This window comes from Natronorubrum sulfidifaciens JCM 14089, assembly GCF_000337735.1.
Lineage (GTDB): Archaea > Halobacteriota > Halobacteria > Halobacteriales > Natrialbaceae > Natronorubrum > Natronorubrum sulfidifaciens.
In genome coordinates, this window is sequence record NZ_AOHX01000038.1 from 1 (window position 1) to 16,764 (window position 16,764).

At 64.5% G+C, this 16,764-nt stretch carries 17 protein-coding genes; 12 read left to right on the forward strand and 5 right to left on the reverse strand.

Annotated features, from left to right (window positions below; translation table 11 throughout):
- Nucleotides 1-158: 158 nt before the first annotated feature.
- Both C495_RS09625 and C495_RS09630 read left to right on the forward strand, forming a co-directional pair.
- Nucleotides 159-788, forward strand: a complete 630-nt coding sequence (locus C495_RS09625) for an HAD family hydrolase (RefSeq protein WP_008162368.1) — start codon at nt 159-161, stop codon at nt 786-788.
- 125 nt (nt 789-913) lie between these two features.
- The gene (locus C495_RS09630; RefSeq protein WP_008162369.1) at nt 914-1,102 is read left to right on the forward strand and encodes a hypothetical protein; all 189 of its coding nucleotides are present in this window, start codon (nt 914-916) and stop codon (nt 1,100-1,102) included.
- Nucleotides 1,103-1,206: 104 nt separating this feature from the next.
- Here C495_RS09630 and C495_RS09635 read toward each other — a convergent pair whose 3' ends face one another.
- Nucleotides 1,207-1,860, reverse strand: coding sequence for a helix-turn-helix domain-containing protein (locus tag C495_RS09635; RefSeq protein WP_008162370.1), 654 nt, complete (start codon nt 1,858-1,860; stop codon nt 1,207-1,209).
- Nucleotides 1,861-1,961: 101 nt separating this feature from the next.
- Nucleotides 1,962-3,863, reverse strand: coding sequence for a molybdopterin biosynthesis protein (locus C495_RS09640; protein WP_008162372.1), 1,902 nt, complete (start codon nt 3,861-3,863; stop codon nt 1,962-1,964).
- A gap of 190 nt (nt 3,864-4,053) precedes the next feature.
- On the opposite strand from C495_RS09640, the gene C495_RS09645 reads away from it, so the two are divergent.
- Together C495_RS09645 and C495_RS09650 are read left to right on the forward strand one after the other, a co-directional pair.
- Nucleotides 4,054-4,374 carry a hypothetical protein gene (locus tag C495_RS09645; protein WP_008162374.1) on the forward strand — a complete coding sequence of 107 codons (321 nt, stop codon included), beginning with the start codon at nt 4,054-4,056 and terminating at the stop codon, nt 4,372-4,374.
- A gap of 77 nt (nt 4,375-4,451) precedes the next feature.
- The gene (locus C495_RS09650; protein WP_008162375.1) at nt 4,452-5,579 is read left to right on the forward strand and encodes an EstA family serine hydrolase; all 1,128 of its coding nucleotides are present in this window, start codon (nt 4,452-4,454) and stop codon (nt 5,577-5,579) included.
- Nucleotides 5,580-5,610: 31 nt separating this feature from the next.
- Here C495_RS09650 and C495_RS18100 read toward each other — a convergent pair whose 3' ends face one another.
- Both C495_RS18100 and C495_RS09655 read right to left on the reverse strand, forming a co-directional pair.
- On the reverse strand, nt 5,611-5,751 hold the full coding sequence (locus C495_RS18100) for a hypothetical protein (RefSeq protein WP_008162377.1): 141 nt from the start codon (nt 5,749-5,751) through the stop codon (nt 5,611-5,613).
- A gap of 98 nt (nt 5,752-5,849) precedes the next feature.
- Nucleotides 5,850-7,142 (reverse strand): molybdopterin molybdotransferase MoeA, encoded by a 1,293-nt coding sequence (locus C495_RS09655; RefSeq protein WP_008162379.1) that lies wholly within the window; start codon nt 7,140-7,142, stop codon nt 5,850-5,852.
- Nucleotides 7,143-7,269: 127 nt separating this feature from the next.
- On the opposite strand from C495_RS09655, the gene C495_RS09660 reads away from it, so the two are divergent.
- The 3 genes from C495_RS09660 (at nt 7,270) to C495_RS09670 (ending at nt 10,503) form a co-directional block, all read left to right on the forward strand.
- Nucleotides 7,270-7,635: an Hsp20/alpha crystallin family protein gene (locus tag C495_RS09660; RefSeq protein ID WP_008162381.1), complete on the forward strand. Its 366-nt coding sequence runs from the start codon at nt 7,270-7,272 to the stop codon at nt 7,633-7,635.
- Nucleotides 7,636-7,711: 76 nt separating this feature from the next.
- Nucleotides 7,712-9,352, forward strand: a complete 1,641-nt coding sequence (locus C495_RS09665) for an ABC1 kinase family protein (RefSeq protein WP_049890264.1) — start codon at nt 7,712-7,714, stop codon at nt 9,350-9,352.
- A gap of 59 nt (nt 9,353-9,411) precedes the next feature.
- Entirely contained in the window at nt 9,412-10,503 is a 1,092-nt protein-coding gene (locus tag C495_RS09670) for an enolase-like domain-containing protein (protein ID WP_008162384.1), read from the forward strand.
- Nucleotides 10,504-10,541: 38 nt separating this feature from the next.
- Here C495_RS09670 and C495_RS09675 read toward each other — a convergent pair whose 3' ends face one another.
- Complete coding sequence (locus C495_RS09675) at nt 10,542-11,114, reverse strand: hypothetical protein (protein ID WP_049890259.1); 573 nt, start codon at nt 11,112-11,114, stop codon at nt 10,542-10,544.
- A 167-nt stretch (nt 11,115-11,281) separates the two neighbouring features.
- Here C495_RS09675 and C495_RS09680 point away from each other — a divergent pair, with 167 nt between their 5' ends.
- From C495_RS09680 to C495_RS09700, 5 genes are all read left to right on the forward strand, one after another.
- Complete coding sequence (locus C495_RS09680) at nt 11,282-11,656, forward strand: translation initiation factor IF-5A (protein WP_008162388.1); 375 nt, start codon at nt 11,282-11,284, stop codon at nt 11,654-11,656.
- The gene (gene speB, locus C495_RS09685) at nt 11,656-12,570 is read left to right on the forward strand and encodes an agmatinase (protein WP_008162389.1); all 915 of its coding nucleotides are present in this window, start codon (nt 11,656-11,658) and stop codon (nt 12,568-12,570) included. The genes C495_RS09680 and speB overlap by 1 nt, the downstream gene beginning before the upstream one ends.
- Nucleotides 12,571-12,649: 79 nt before the next feature.
- On the forward strand, nt 12,650-13,150 hold the full coding sequence (locus C495_RS09690) for a GNAT family N-acetyltransferase (protein WP_049890265.1): 501 nt from the start codon (nt 12,650-12,652) through the stop codon (nt 13,148-13,150).
- Nucleotides 13,151-13,440: 290 nt separating this feature from the next.
- The gene (locus C495_RS09695) at nt 13,441-15,900 is read left to right on the forward strand and encodes a cbb3-type cytochrome c oxidase subunit I (protein ID WP_008162394.1); all 2,460 of its coding nucleotides are present in this window, start codon (nt 13,441-13,443) and stop codon (nt 15,898-15,900) included.
- A gap of 66 nt (nt 15,901-15,966) precedes the next feature.
- On the forward strand, nt 15,967-16,731 hold the full coding sequence (locus tag C495_RS09700; RefSeq protein WP_008162396.1) for a Nif3-like dinuclear metal center hexameric protein: 765 nt from the start codon (nt 15,967-15,969) through the stop codon (nt 16,729-16,731).
- Nucleotides 16,732-16,764 lie beyond the last annotated feature (33 nt).

The following is a 16,764-nucleotide window of genomic DNA, read 5'->3' on the forward strand; positions in this document are numbered from 1 at the left end:
CCATCAGAGATGTGTATAAGAGACAGGACCGTCTCGGAGGTTCTCTCGAAGTATCTGGGCTCGAGTATCAGAGTGACCGATTCGGATGCCGACTGAGCACAGACCACGTGCCGGTGGGCGATACATCTTTACTCGAGACGCACGTATCGTCGTTTCCGATGGACGGTGAGTACGATTTCTGGCTGCTCGATCTCGACGGGACGCTCGTCGACGTCGAGTGGTCGTATACTCGTGAGGTGTTTGACCGGGTTGGCGACCGCCTCGACCGGGAGTTCACCGACCGTGAAGCCGACGTCCTCTGGAACGGCTTGACCGGCTCCCGAGATCGGCAACTCGAGAGCTGGGATATCGACCCGCAGGCGTTCTGGGATGCCTTCCACGAGGAGGAAGACCCACTGATTCGGGCCGAACAGACCTATCTGCATGAGGATGCAGCGTTCGTCGCCGGCCTCGACGTGCCGGTCGGCCTCGTGACCCACTGTCAGGAGTTCCTCTGTGAGCCGGTGCTCGAGCACCTCGACATTCGGGACTGGTTCGATGCCCGCCTGTGTTGTACCGAACAGACCGGCTGGAAACCTGACCCCGAACCCGTCCAGTGTGTGATGGACGACCTCGGCGTCGGACACAACGGCCATCAGGGGGTGCTCGCAGGCGACGGCTCGAACGATATCGGCGCGGCCTGGAACGCCGGACTCGACGCGATCCACGTCGAACGCGTCGGCCACGAGCGCCGCGGCCAGTGCGTACGTGGCGATTATCGTGTCCGGTCGTTCGACGAACTGTTCTGAGAGCGCTGTTGAGCGTCTCCGTGTGCGGTCTCGAGTCACACCACCAAATCGCGGTCGCGTCCACTCGAGTCAACCGAGACCGAAAAGGATTCACGAGTTCGGTCGGAGAGTGTGGTAGAACCCCGATGAAGTACTGTCTCAACTGCGACTGGCGGGCGAGCGCGACCGACGATTCGGACCGATCCCCATCCCGACGGGCGATCGACCACCACGTCGAGACGGGGCATACGGTCGATTCGAGCGACGGGACCGTCCCGTCGGCGACCGCGACGATTCCCGAGGCGGCGCTCGGTCTCGAGCGCTCGAGCGACTGAGACGGACTGCGGTCGTCACTCACCGCCGATCACTGCTTCGCCGCCCGTGACCGGGACAGCAGGCCGTATGACACCGCTGACCCGGTTATCGCGCTGTCACTCGCTCACTTGAGCGGTGGCTGTTCGCTGGCCGGCTGGAGTTCGTCGTCGACCAATGTCTCGTAGGCGCGTCGGAACCGCTCGGAGAGCGCCTGGTGGGAGATTCCCAGTTCGTCGGCCAACTCCTCCATCGAGATCCCACGCGGGATCTCGAAATAGCCGTGCTCGAGGGCGGCTTCGAGGGCTTCCTGTTGTTCGGGTGTGAGTCGCGTCTCGCTTTCGGTCACGCCGCTGACGTCGGTGACACGCCGCAGATCGGCTGAGAGGCCGTTCGCCTCGAGTCGGTCGTACGCGTCACAGAGCGCCGTTCGATTTCGAAACCGGACCCGTACCTGCCACCAGCCGTCGGTGCCCCACATCTCGAGTAGGGACCCGCCATCCGCGAGCAGGTCATCGCGGAGTCGGGGCGCGTCGTCGACGAAGCTGACATCGAAGAGGAGCCGTGACTGGGTTTCGACGAGCAGTTCGTAGCCCTCGACCGACGGATCTGCCTCGAAGGCTTCGGTTGCCGTCTCACGGTCGACGCCGGACACCCAGAGGGAGGGCCGTGTCTTCGACACGGAGGACTCGAGTTCGAACGTGGCTTCGGGTGCGTACTCGAGTGCCGTCCCCAGTGTCGTCTCCGCCGCGGGTAGCCGGAATTCGGCGATCGTGGACATCACCAGTCGTACACCGTACTGGCGTAAAAATCACTGTTCTGGAGTGTCTGATTGTCTGTTTCGTTGAATCGAGCCGTCCCCGTTGCCCGCGTGGGTTCCCGTCAGTGCTCCGTGGGCGGTTCCTCGAGGGCGGCCGCGAGTTCCTGTACGCTTTGTTTGGCCGTCCGATCCGGGTTTGCGAATACCCGCACTGGCTGGTCGCCGAGGGAGACGAAGCCGAGGTCGAGTCGGTCGGCAGTCGAACGCAGCCCCAACCCAGCGTCGGCGTCGCCGGCGATCACTTTGCGGGCGGGACTCTCGTGGGCACGGAGCCCGAGGTCGAAGCCGTCGATCGCCGCGACGAGCGCTTGGCGGTCCGTGCCGCGGTCGGCTGCGAGATCGTCGATTTCGGCCTCGAGACTCGAGCGCAGCCCCGAGTCGGCCGTTCGGTTGACAAATCGAAGGTCGCGATCGACCAGATCAGCCAGCCCCTCGAGTTCCTGTGGGTTGCCGGCTCGAACGACAAGCCCCCACTCTCGGCTCCAGCGGCCGAGTTCGTCGGCCTCGAGGTCGCGCTCGAGCGGGCCCGCAATCACGGCGACGTCCGGGACGCCCTCGCGGAGTCTGCGCACGGCCGGCCGTGAGCCGACCGACAGATAGCGTGGGTTCTCGAGGCCATCGAGTAGCCGGTTCATCGCGGGGTCGTCCTCGCCGACGCCGAGCAGCGTGGGTGGCCGGACGTCCGACGAGAACAGATCGACGGTTACCGATTCTCCTTCCTCGAGGTAGTCGGTCTCGGGGGCGACGGTGACGACGCCGTCGGCTTCGGCGAGGCTGGTCGTCGCGCCGCTGCCTTTGTCGACGGGGTAGACGAGCGTCTCGTCGTCGTCGTTCTGTGCGAGTCCGACGGGCATCAGTCGAAGCCGTCCCTCTCCGTAGCGTTCCGATCTGGCCATCCGTCCCGACACGGTCGCCGCCGTCGGCTCAGCCAAGCCAGCAGCGTTGCGGATCGCCGGCGCGACGAACGTTCGGAAGACCATCATCGCGGAGACGGGGTAGCCGGGAAGGCCGACGTAGGCCGACGACTCCAGTCGGCCGACAAGCATCGGCTTGCCGGGTTTGACGCTGACGCCGTGGAGCAGGAGTTCGCCTTGCTCCTCGATGATCCGGTAGATGACGTCGACGGCACTCGCGCTGGTCGACCCCGACGAGAGCACGAGATCGCACTCGCTGGCGGCCTCCCGCAGCACGCGTTCCATCTCCGCTTGATCGTCGCCGGCGTGGGGGTAGAGGACGGCTTCACCGCCGGCGTCTTCGACCCCTGCGGCGATCGTGTAGCTGTTGACGTCGTAGATCTCGCCGCGTCCGCTATCGAGATCCTCGCCCGGACGTACCAGTTCGTCACCAGTCGAGACGATGCCGACGCGTGGCTTTGCGCGGACGGGCACCTCGTCGACGCCGAGTGCGGAGAGCAGTCCGATATCCCGCGTCGTGATCGTCGTCCCAGGGCCGAGTGCCCGCTCGCCCGCGGCGACGTCCGCGCCGGCGAACATGACGTTGTCGCCGGGAGCGACCGACGTGCGGATCAGCACCTCATCGCCGTCGTCGGCCGTCTCGCTCACGGCGTTGTCCGTCGAGCGGGCCTCGACACGATCCGTACGCTCGACGGGGACCATCGCATCCGCACCCGACGGCATCACCGCACCCGTCGAGATTTCGACAGCTTGGCCGTCCTCGAGATCGATCGTCGGCTCCTCGCCGGCATGGACCGCCCCGACGACCTCGAGACGGGCGGGATCGGCCTCGTCGGCTCCGAACGTCTCCCGTGCCCGAAGCGCGTAGCCGTCCAGACTCGCCCGGTCGAACCCCGGCACGTCGAGTTCGGCCTCGAGTCGAGCGACGAGCACCCGGCCACGGGCCTCTTCGAGCGTGACGCGGTCGATTCCACCCTCGAGCGACAGCGAGTCGATCGCCTCGCGGGCCGCCTCGGGGGAGGCGAGATCGCGAAACTCCTTGCGGTTCATACCCGCAGTTGGTGGGCCGGGGGTAAAAACGTCGGTCGAACAGGACGCTGATTCCGGGACTCGACCAAGCGGACACCGGGATGCCGTCGTCCACTCCCACCACTACCGCAGCGTTCGGCCCGTCAGAACTGTCTATGATAATCGTGATGAGATAGATGTCTTTTTCACACTGAGTTCCATATCGGTTGGTATGGCTACCCATGGCTTTCAGAACGGCGGTGACACGACCGTTTCTCTTCCCACGGTCATCCCGTTCGATTTTCCGCATCTTACTCGATTGAGCTGGGAGCTCGGATCACGTGTGGTCGACGACGATGGCATCTTACACAGCAAGTGGGAGCAGGCGGGCAGCCGCTGGTCGCTGTCGATTTTCCGTGTCACAGAACACACTGTTATCCTGTGCGTTCGCACCCCTGTCGGTCGCGAGCGGTTTTACGGCGCTGCGAAACTCGACCTCGAGCGGGCGCTGCCACATCTCGAGTCGGCATCCAACTGGCACCGGTGTGAGTAACGGCGCAGGCGGCCGTCCACCGGTTCTCCGCCGGCTCGAGGGGAACGGTTACAACCCTCCCGCTTGAGTCGAGTGGTATGGTACGACTTGCCGACTCCGATCGCGAACGGATCGCTGCCCTGTTCGATCGCCACCTCGAGGTTGGCCTCCACCACGGCGCACAGCTGAGTGTCTTCGTCGACGGCGAGCAGGTCCTCGATCTCGCGGGTGGGACGACCGGGCCGGACGGGATCGAGGAAACGCCGACCCAACGGCACGTCCTCTTTTCGTGTACGAAACCGTACACGGCCGTCACCGCCCACTCGCTCGTCGATGACGGCCTCCTCGCATACGATGACCGCGTCGTCGATCACTGGCCCGAGTTCGCCGCTGACGGCACCGAAAAGGCCGAGATTACCGTTCGACAGGTGCTGAGTCACACTGCCGGCTTGCCTCGAGGGGAGATCGACGACCAGCCCGATCTGTGGACCGACTGGGAGGCCGTCGTCGAGGCGCTCGAGTCGGTGGACCCGATCTACTCGCCGGGTGCGGTGCCTGCCTACCACGCGCTCACGTTCGGCTGGCTGGTCGGCGAACTCGTCCGCCGGGTGACGGGAACGCCGATCGAGACGGTCGCCGCCGAACGTGTCTTCGAGCCACTCGGAATGGACGACACCGGGATCGGGCTTCGGGCGGACGAGGACGACGACGTCGCGACGCTCGTCGCGTTCGAACCGTTCGACCGCTGTCGCGACCCCGGCGAGGGGCTGGGCGATCATACTGCGGTCGCAGCACCGTTCAATACCGAGGCGATTCACCGGGCTGTCATCCCTGCTGCCACCGGCATCGGAACGGCGGCCGATATGGCTCGCTTCTATGCCTGTCTCGCCAACGGCGGCGAACTCGAGGGTACGCGTATCCTTTCACCCGAGACCGTCGACACGATGACCCGACTCGAGGCCGAAACGGAGGCCGACGGCACGCTTGGACGGGAGGCTCGGTTCTCGCTTGGCTTCTGGAAGGGCGGGACGACGGTGGCACCCTACGGCTCTCTCTCACCGAAACACGCGTTCGGACACGCCGGACTCGGCAGTAGCGTCGGGTGGGCCGATCCCGAGGAGACCATCGGCTTTTCGTACGTGACAAACGGCGTCCGAGACGGTTCCTACGAACACGTCGCTCGAGTGAACGCACTTGCGGATGCGGTTCGACTCGCGATACAGTAACAGGCGGAATCGACGCCGCGTCAGCGGCGGCTCAGATCAGTGCCCGGAAGACGTCACTGAGCAGGACTAAGAGCACTCCAGCGGAAATAACCAGGAGTAAGAACCCGAAGAAGATGATAATCGCTTGTTTTCCGGTCAGCGTTTCGCCCTCCAGAATTTCGTTCACGTCCATGCGTACCGGTCGGATACACACACAAACCTCTTAAACGATGGTGTTTTTCGATGCCGTCAGACGCGGTCGCGGCGGTACAGTGGGCCCAGTCCTGTCCGCTACGCGTTTGGCTCCCAGTTCTGGACGGCGACGGATTCACCTGCTGGGACCCCTTCGCGGTCGTCGTCGACGACGACCCAGCCGTCGGCTAACGCGACACTCGAGAGCACGCCCGAGCCGCTCGCTCTGGTCGGCGTCGCCGTGAACGCGGGCTCGTCGCTCCCGATATCGTCCCCCTCGCGGGCCTCGAGTTGGACCCGTGCGAACGTTCGCGTCCCGGGTTCGCTCGGAATCTTGCGCTCGAGTGTCGCCCGTGTCGTCGGATGGGGGTCGGGCTCAGTGCCCTCGAGCCAGCGCAGCGTCGGCCGGAGGAACTGGACGGCGTTGACGATACAGGCGACGGGGTAGCCGGGCAGGGCGAGGACGGGGGTATCCTCGACGAGACCGAGACAGACGGGATGGCCGGGTTTGAGGCCGACGCCGTGGACGAGCACCTCGCCGAGGTCGTCGATCACCTCCGGCAGCAGGTCTCGCTTGCCGACGCTCGAGCCGCCGGTGGTGACGACGATGTCGTTCGTCAGATCCCGCTGAATCGCGACGCGAAGCGACTCGCGGTCGTCGGTGACGACGTCTCGATACGTGGCCCGGCCACCCCAGCGTTCGACCAGTCGGGAGACCGTCAGCCCGTTGGTTTCGATGACCTCGCCCGGACTCGGATCGCCCTCGACGAGTTCTTCACCAGTCGGAACAACGCCGACCGTCGGCCGCTTCGCGACCGAGACGGTGGCGTAGCCGGTCGACCGCAGGAGACCGAGATCGGAAGGCCGCAGTCGATGGCCTGCCTCGTAAAGCGGTTGACCCTCCTCGACGTCCTCGCCGACCGGGGCGACGTTTTCACCTTCCGCCACCGCGTCTTCGACCTCGAGTTCGCCGGCCGACTCGAGCGTCTCGACGTGTTCGATCATGACGACGGCGTCCGCTCCTTCGGGAAGCGCGCTGCCAGTGTGGACGCGCGCGGCCGTCCCGGGATTGACGCGGGCGTCGCCGCCGACGCCGTCGACGAGTCGAAGCACTTCGGGGGAGCGGGCGCTGGCTCCGAACGTGTCCGTGGCGCGAACGGCGTAGCCGTCCATCGCCGCCCGCCGGTAGTGAGGGACGTTTCGGGCGGCCGTGACGGGTGCCGCAAGCACCCGTCCATCCGCGCGCTCGAGGTCGACAGTCTCCGTTCTCGATCCGGCCCCGTCACCGTCGCGTGCGTCCTCGACGGCGGCTCTGAGTATTTGGCGCGCCTCGTCGACCGGCGTCCGTACCTTGAACCCGGCCTCCTTGCGCTCGCTGTCGGCACCTTCCATACCCGAAGTCGGGTTGGGGGCGTCAAAAGCGTAGGGGCCAGCGAGCACTCGCCGTCCGTCGGCCACGGAAGGCGTCGAATCCACCGCTACCGCGGGGTTTTTCGTATCGGCGTTCGAACCTGTGACTATGTCAGCGCTCCGTGATGCACTGCGGGACCTCTCCGAGGACGTCTTCTTCGATCTGCTCGAGAGCGAGGACGCCTACCTGCTCGTGCTCGATATCCCGGGTGTGTCCGCCGAGACACTCGAGCTCTCGGTCGAGGACGGTCGGATCTCGATCGACGCCCACCGCGAGAAAGAACCCGACGGTGACTTTCGCTACCTCGAGGAGAACCGGCCGCTCTTTCTCGAGTTCGATCTCCCGCTACCAGCGGACGCGCTCGGAACGACGTCCGAGGCCATCGTCGAACGCGGTGTACTCGAGTTGACACTCCCCAAATCGTCGTCAGGTGGCGAGACGACGATCGATGTCGTCGACGAGGACACCGACTAATCCGAGGTGAGCAAGACTGGTCTCCCTCCGCGCGTACAAGCGCTTCGTGGTCGTCGTCTGGCAGTTTCTCCCCTTACTGATCGCCTACGCTCGCGATCGACGTCGGTTTTTCCTGTTCGGTCGCCCACGACAGGTTGACCCCGAAACCCACCGCCACCGAGCCGAGGTGTTACTCGAGTCGCTGTTGACCCTCGGGCCGACGTTTATCAAACTCGGCCAACTGCTCTCGACGCGACCCGATATCTTGCCGCCGTCGTACATCGAGGTCCTTGCGTCGCTGCAAGACGACGTGCCGCCCGCCGAGTGGGCGGGCGCGAAGGCGGTGCTCGAGGACGAACTCGGCCCGCTCGAGGACAACTTCGCAGCGTTCGAAACCGAAGCGATCAGCGGGGCGAGTCTGGGACAGGTGTATCGGGCACGGCTCGATGCCGAGACCGATTCGGGGAGGGACAACCTCGACTATGGCCGTGATGTTGCCGTCAAGATCCGGCGGCCGGAGATCGAACCGCTCGTCAAGGCGGATCTGCGGGTGATCCGGTGGTCGCTGCCGATCCTGTTGTACTTCGTTGGTGAGTCACGAGCGTTTTCCCTCGAGAACCTCGCCGACGAGTTTGCAAAGACCATCCGCGAGGAGATGGACTACGAGCGCGAGGCGGCGATGTTACAGGAGATCCGTGACAACTTCGACGGCGACGACCGCTTTGTCATCCCCGACGTGATCGAGAGCCACTCGGGACCGCGTGTGCTCACGATGGAGTACATCGAGGGGACGAAGATCAACGACGTCGAGGAACTCGATCGAAAGGGGATCGACCGCACACAGGTCGCGGAGGACCTCCAGCGGTCGTATCTCCAGATGATCATCGACGACGGCGTCTTTCACGCCGATCCGCACCCGGGCAATCTCGCGGTGACCGACGAGGGCCAGGTCGTCTTCTACGACTTCGGGATGTCCGGTCGGGTCGACGAGTTCATCCAGCAGAAGATCGTCGAGTTCTACATCGCCGTCGCCAACCAGGACATCGACGCCATTCTCGACGCACTGACCGAGATCGGCACGCTCTCGCCCGATGCTGACCGGGCCGTGATGGCCGAGGTGATGGAGTTGGCGATTCAGGACGCCCGCGGCGAAGACATCGAACAGTACCGGGTCAACCAGATCATCGGCCAGATCGAGGACTCGATCTACGAGTTCCCGTTCCGGCTGCCGAAAAACCTCGCGCTCGTCCTGCGGGTCGCGACCGTCGTCGAAGGGGTCTGTGTCACCCTCGATTCGGAGTTCGACTTCATCGACACCGCGACCAGCTATCTCACCGAACAGGGCTACCGCGAAGAATCCATCCGGAAGTACCTCGAGGAGTCGGGCCAGCAACTCCGTCGAACTGGCGAGTCGCTGACCCGAATCGCGCCGAAAGCCGAGCGCACCCTCGACCGACTCGAGCGCGACGACCAGTTCATCCGCATCGGCGTCGAGGACTCAAACGGCGTGTTCACGACGCTCGCCAAACGGATCATCTACGGCCTGTTGCTCACCATGTCGCTGTTTTCGATGGGGGTCCTCTATGCACTCGAGGCCCCCGAAGCGTCGGTCGTCGCTGCGGTCTTTTCGGCCGTGGTCGTGATCCAACTCTACCGATCGTTTCGCAAGCCGCGGTCGACCCGTGTGCGCCCGCAGTTCACCCGACAGAACCTGCGCCAGCGACGTGACGAGGAGTAGCCGAGCCAGCGCGCACAACCGCGGTCAAACGTTTTTCCGTTGGCGCTCTATAACGTGGTATGGCCTACGACCGGCTCGCGGCGCTGTCGCTATCGATCGACGACGTCTCACTCGAGCGACTCGAGCGCGAGACTTCAAGTGAGTTTGCGCGCGTAACGACCGAAATCGCTCTTACTGGCCCCGACGACGACGGCACAACCGTCGTCGGCCGAGGCGAGGACGTCACCTACGAGGCCGACGAACACGACGCGCTGGCCCACTCCGGACTGCCCGACCTGACCGGCGACTACACCATCGACTCCGTTTCCTCACGTCTCGAGTCAGTCGATCTCTTTCCCGCAGGCCCGCCCGACCGCGAAGAGTTTCGAAACTATCGTCGCTGGGGGTTCGAGAGCGCTGCGCTCGACCTCGCGCTTCGACAGGCCGGCACGAACATCGAGAGCGAACTCGGGCGCTCGCTCGAGCCCGTTCAGTTTGTCGCCAGCACCCGCCTCGGCGAGCCGCCGACGACCGACCGGCTCGAGGCGCTTCGCGAGCGGGTTCCCGATCTCGAGTGCAAACTCGATCCGATCCCCGAGTGGGACGAGGATCTCGTGGCCGACATCGTCGATACGGTCGGCTCGGACGGCGTTCGCATCCTCGACTTGAAAGGCCAGTACGAAGGGACCGACGTCGACGTCCCTGCCGACCCCGAACTGTACGCGCTCGTCCTCGAGGCGTTCCCCGACGCCGTCCTCGAGGACCCTGCACTCACCGACGAGACGCGGCCGCTGTTCGACGACCCCGAGGTGCGCCGTCGCGTCTCGTGGGACGCCCCGATTCACGGCGTCGACGACATCGAGGCGCTGCCGTGGGAGCCCGACTGGCTCAACGTCAAACCCTCGCGCTTTGGCTCGCTCGAGTCGCTGCTCGAGGCAATCGACTACTGTGTCGACCGGGACATCCGCTGTTACGGCGGCGGCCAGTTCGAACTCGGCGTCGGCCGCGGGCAGATTCAGTTGCTGGCGTCGCTGTGCTACCCTGACGGGCCGAACGACGTTGCGCCGCGAGCCTACAACGACCCCGAACTCGGCGCATCGTTGCCCTCGAGTCCGCTCGAGCCACCGGCCGAACCGCATGGGTTTCGGTGGTCTGACTCGGGCTCCGACTGATGCGATCAGCCGCCGTCGTGAGTGGCTCCGTCCGCTGGTCATCGACTGCGGCCGCGCCGACAGTTACCCCACAGCACCGTCGGCGAATCGTCGTCCTTGTCGGCGCGTTTGACGTCTCGACAGAGCTCGAACGCACCGTAGCGCTCTCGCTCGAGCAGCCGAGCTGCCAGCTCCGGGGCGACCGAGACGCGCCGACACTCTCCCTCGACGAACAGGCCACCGGGACCGAACGTGAACTCGACGTCGTAGTGGTCGACGCGTTCCTCGCGTTCGTCGAGGATGGGATGGATCGCCTCGAGGACGGCTGCCACGTACTCGAAGAGAAGCGTCATCCCGGGCGCGTCGGTCGTCTCGAGATCGACGCGGACGATGGGAACGACCAGCGGTGTCTCGGTCTCGCTGTCGACGACGGCGATCCGACGAACCGTCGGCGACTGCTCGAGATGGGTGGCGGTGCCCGTCTCGAGGCGCTCGGCGAGTCGTTCGTCGAGGTCGTTGGCGAGTGTATGCCGACCGCGGGGTTGCCACCGCCGGCGGACGACACGCGCCAGCCCCACACCGATCAGCAGGACGACGCTCACGCCGACGCCGGCGATGAGAGTGTCGATCATTGTGGATCGCTTGTCGGGCCAGCCAGTAGTGGATTCCTGTTGGAGCAGTGATGCGTGTCCCTGTTGGCCCACAACCCTCGAGCGGCCGGTGTTGACGTGTTAACGGACCAACTCTCTCCAGCGGCCATTCCAAACGGTTTATGGCCGTCGGTTGATTACCCCGGGACATGGCGAAACAGCAGACCGAAGTTCGCGAACTCCAGGAAGGAAGTTACGTCATAATTGACGACGCAGCCTGTAAAATCAACGCCTACTCGACGGCCAAGCCGGGTAAACACGGCAGCGCAAAGGCCCGTGTCGAGGCCAAAGGCGTCTTCGACGGCAAGAAGCGCTCGTTCTCCCAGCCCGTCGACGCGAAGATCTGGGTCCCGATCATCGAGCGCAAAAACGGACAGGTCGTCTCGGTCGACGGCGATGACATGCAGGTCATGGACTTAGAAACGTACGAAACGATCACCATGCGTATCCCCGAAGACGCAGACGTCTCCCCTGACGAGAACATCGAGTACCTCGAGATGGAAGACCAGCGAAAGATCGTCTAATGTTTCCCGGGGCGACTGCCGAACACGAGGGGACCGACACACACGGACACGAGTCCGATGATGACGGCACCACCGACGCGCGAGGCCGAGAGGCCGGCCGCGGTGGCGCGAACTTCGTGGTCGTCGGTGCGCCTCTGGACGCCACGACGACCTTTCAGCCGGGGACCCGATTCGGTCCCCGACGCATCCGTACGTTTGCAGAACCGTTCGACGATTACGACCGTCGAACCGACCAGTACTTTTCGGAGCTCGGTGTCGTCGACCACGGCGACGTCCGCGCATGGGATGACGTCGAGGCGTACCTCGAGTGGCTCGAGGGAACGCTGCGAGACGTCGTCTGGGACGACGCGATCCCCCTGACGCTTGGGGGTGAACACACCGTCTCGCTCGCGGGTGCACGCGCGGTCGAACCCGAAGTCGTCGTCTCACTCGACGCCCATCTCGACCTCCGCGATGCCTACGACGGGAATCCGCTCTCACACGCCGCCGTGATGCGCCGGATTCTCGACGACACCGACTCGGTCGAGGAACTGATCGTCCTCGGTGCTCGAACCGGCAGCGAAGCCGAGTGGGAACGGGCGGCCGACGACGACGTGACCGTCGTCGCTCCCGAAGCCGTCGGCGACTGGTCGTTCGGGGACCGACTCGAGGGCCGAGACGTCTATCTGAGCGTCGACACCGACGCGGCCGACCCCGCGTACGCGCCGGGGACGGGGACGATGGAGCCCTTTGGCCTCGAGCCACGCGAACTCCGCGATGTCGTCCGCGACGTCGCACCGCACACGAGCGGCTTCGATGTGGTCGAGGTCAACGACCGTGACGACGGCCAGACCGCATCGCTCGCGGGCAAACTCGTCCGGGAGTTCGTCTTTTCGAACGCGGAAGCGGCGTCGGACGCGTCGCGCTCGGCGTAACTGCGCCGTTATTTTTCGTCGGTATCGACGACTCGCGCCGATCACCAGCGTTATGCTCGCTCCAGCGACCCACACGCGTATGTCGATCAGACCGTACGATCCGGCGTCGGATGCCGACGCCCTCTGGGCGTTGAAACGGGCCTTCGAAACCGGACTCGGAGCCAACACCGGCAGCGACGAGAAAGAAAGTCGATACGCCGACAAGCTCACCGACGACTACCGTGAGGGCTATCTCGAGTGGGTCGACCGCTGTGTCGCCCACGACGAGCGGAGCGTGCAGGTTGCCGTCGCTGACGACGGTCCCGACTCTGCCCTGACCGGCTACGTCTTTGTCCTTCCCGACAGCCACGCCTACATCTGGGACGCCGCCGTTCTCAACGAAATCTACGTCGACGAGCCGTTCAGAGGGACCGGCGTGGCGGACGCGTTGATCGACGCCGCCGTCTCCGCCGTCCGCGAGCAGGACCTCCCACTCGAGCGACTCGTCCTCGACGTCGACCGGGAAAACGACCGCGCACAGGCGTTCTACGAGCGCCACGGGTTCGACCACTGGGGCGAGCTGGTCGCTCGGGAGCTCTGAGCAGCCGGTTTACGGTCAGAAAGGCGCTGCTCTCGAGGCCACGGCACCATCGCACGACTTGTGTGCCGCCACCAGCAGGTCGAACGCGCTCCGAGTCGCGAGTTCTCGGGCCGCCTCAACGAGTGGTCGCTCGAGGGACGCATCGATCCGCAGCGGCCAGCAGTCGCTGTGTGTCCCGGTGACTTGCACGTGCACCGCACACGTTGATACTGGCCATCAGTGACGGATGATCTGATGATGGCACCGACACCTCCAGTGAGCAGGCTGTGGCCGTTCGGTGGTGCTCCCGTATGAGTGAACTGCCGCCGATGACGTCGGTCAAGCGGTGGCTCGTCACGACGAACCACAAGGACGTTGGACTCCTCTATCTCGCCACGTCGCTGTTTTTCCTGCTGCTTGGTGGCGTCCTCGCGTTGTTGTTTCGGCTCCATCTGTGGGAGGCGGGCGGGACGGGGCTGCTCTCGGGCAACGAGTTCAATCAGGCCGTCTCGGCACACGGACTGTTGATGGTGTTCTGGTTCCTGTCGCCGATCGCGACGGGGTTTGCGAACTATTTCGTTCCGCTCCAGATCGGGGCGAAAGACCTCGCGTTCCCGCGACTGAACGCCATGAGCTACTGGTTCTATCTGTTCTCGGGGCTCCTGTTCGTGATCTCGTTCTTTCAGGGCCGGACGTTCGCCGGTGGGTGGACGATGTACGCGCCGCTGAACGTGCCGATGTACACGCCTGCGATGGAGGCGGCGACCGGCGGCAACGGGGCAGTCCTCGCGTTGATCCTGTTCGTCCTCTCGATCACCATCGGCACGGTCAACTTCATCACGACGATCCACCGCTCGCGCGCGGAAGGGCTCGGCCTCTGGAACATGCCGCTTTTCACCTGGTCGTGGCTGTTGACGGTCTGGATGATGCTGTTCGCGTTCGCCGCACTGCTGGCCGCGTTGTTGTTGCAGGCGACCGATCGCGTCTTCCTCACGCAGTATCTGGCCACCGATCAGGGCTCGAGTCTGCTGTGGGGGCACCTGTTCTGGTTCTTCGGCCATCCAGAGGTGTACATCGTCTTCTTCCCCGCGTTGGGGATCATGTTCGAGACGTTCCAGACGTTCACCGGCCGACGACTTGTCGGCCGCAAGTGGGTCATCATCGCGATGGTCCTCGTGGCCGTTCAGTCCTTTTTGGTCTGGATGCACCACATGTTCCTGACGACGATCAACTTAGAGATCAAGACGCTGTTCATGGCGACGACGATCGGGATCTCGTTACCGTTCGACCTGATGGTCTTCGCGCTGATTTACACGATGGTCAAAGGACGGATTCGGTTCACGACGCCGTTTCTCTTTAGCCTCGGTGCGCTCGTCCTGTTTATTCTCGGTGGCATTACTGGCGTCTTCCTCGGCGCTGTCGTGCTCGACTACGAGTTCCGTGGCACCTACTGGGTCGTCGCCCACTTTCACTACGTGATGGTCTCGGGCGTCACGGCGTTGATCGGCGGCCTCTACTACTGGTGGCCGAAGCTCTCCGGAAAAATGTACTCCGAGACGCTCGGCAAACTCAATTTTGCCGTCTACTTCATCGGGTTCAATCTGCTGTACTTCCCGATGTTCCTCGCGTGGGAGACGCCACGCCGCGTCTTCACCTACACCGAGGGAACGCAACTCTACCACCAGATGGCGACCGTCGGCGCGTTCGTCCTCGGTGTGTCGTTTCTGATCATGTTCTACACGTTCGCAAAGAGTTGGGTGTCGGGACCGGACGCCCCCGACAACCCGTGGGAGTTCTCCCGTACCGCCGAGTGGGCGACCGGCTCGCCCCCGCCGCTCGAGAACTGGGATGGACGGCCAAGCTACGCCAGTGGTCGCCTCGAGTTCGTCGACGAGGCGTCGGCAACGACCGACGGCGGGGTGGTGGCCGACGACCGCCACCAGGAAGACCACGCCGACCACGCCAGTATCTGGCCGCTCGGTATCGGCTTCGGGATGTTCGTCTTCTTCCTCGGGCTGACGGGGATCACGCCGTACATGGTTGCGTTCGCGGAGGGAACCGGCACGGCTCCCGACACGCTCGTCGGTACTGGTGCCGAGCAGAACATCCTGTATCCGGTGTTGATGGTCCTCGGTGTCGGGATACTCGGCTATACGCTGTTTAACTACGGGCGCGAGCAGTTCATCGCCCCCGAGCTGGCGATCGCCGAGCGCTGGCCGTTCGAAGGCGTCGGGACGACGAAAGTCGGCGTGTGGGTGTTCCTCGCCTCCGACGTCGTCGTTTTCGGGGCCGTGATCGGGGCGTACGTCTTCATGCGCCTCCACATGGGCTGGGGGAACTGGGAGACCGTTCCCTTCGCCTCCTGGCCCGGCCTGCTCAACACCTACGTCTTGCTGACCTCGAGTTTCACGGTCGTCCTCGCACTCGTCTTCGCCGAGCGACAGAACAAGCGGGGACTGCTCGGTGCAATGAGCGCGACGGTGGTGCTCGGCCTGACGTTCATGGGTATCAAGGCCTACGAGTACAGCGTGAAGTTCGCCGACGGCGAGTACTGGTGGTACGGCCTCGAGTACTCGATCTACTACGTCACGACTGGCCTGCACGCGCTTCACGTGCTCTTTGGACTGCTGATCGCGGTCTTTATGATCTACCGGATTGCGAGCGTCAACGCCTATCTCGAGGACGAACGGCCGGTGGAGTTTTTCGGCCTCTACTGGCACTTCGTCGACATCGTGTGGGTGTTCCTGTTCCCGCTGTTCTATCTGATGTAGGCGGGCACTCATCGGTCGTTTTGGAGACCAGTCGGATACAAGGGCGTCGCCGCGCAACCTCGAGTCATGGAACTCTCGGAATTCGTCGACCGACTCGACACGGAGTTGCGAACCGACGACTACGCCGATCTCGACGCCAGCGCGAACGGCCTGCAGGTCGGACCCGACGAGGGGACGGTCGACCACGTCGCCGTCGCCGTCGACGGCGTCCGCGAGACGTTCGATCGGGCGGTCGACGTCGACGCCGATGTGCTTGTCACCCATCACGGGCTCTCGTGGGGTGGCTTCGACCGCGTCACGGGCCGCACCTACGATCGGATCGCGCCGCTGATCGAGCACGACCTCGCGCTCTACGTCTCACATCTCCCGCTGGATGGACATCAGGAACTGGGCAACGCGGCCGGCGTCGCCGACGTCCTCGGCCTCGAGGAACGTGCTCCCTTCGGCGAACTCGGCCCGGAGCACATCGGCCAGCGGGGAACCGCCGCCGACTCGTACACCCTCGAGGAACTGTGTACGCGCCTCGAGGGACTCGAGACCGGCGGCCAGCCGGTCCAGTCGCTGGCGTTCGGCCCCGAGCAGATCGACGAGATCGCCATCGTCACCGGCAGCGGAACCGACTGGCTGGACGAAGCCGTCGACGCCGGTGTCGACGCGCTCGTGACGGGTGAGGGAAAGCAGAAAGCCTACCACGAGGCCAGGGAAGCCGGCATCCACGTCGTGCTGGCGGGTCACTATGCGACCGAGACGTTCGGCGTCCGGTCGCTGCAGGACCTCGTCGACTCGTGGGGCCTCGAGACGAGTTATTTCGAGGTTCCGACGGGGCTTTGACATCCTCCCCGCGCTGAAGTGCGAGGCTGTCGG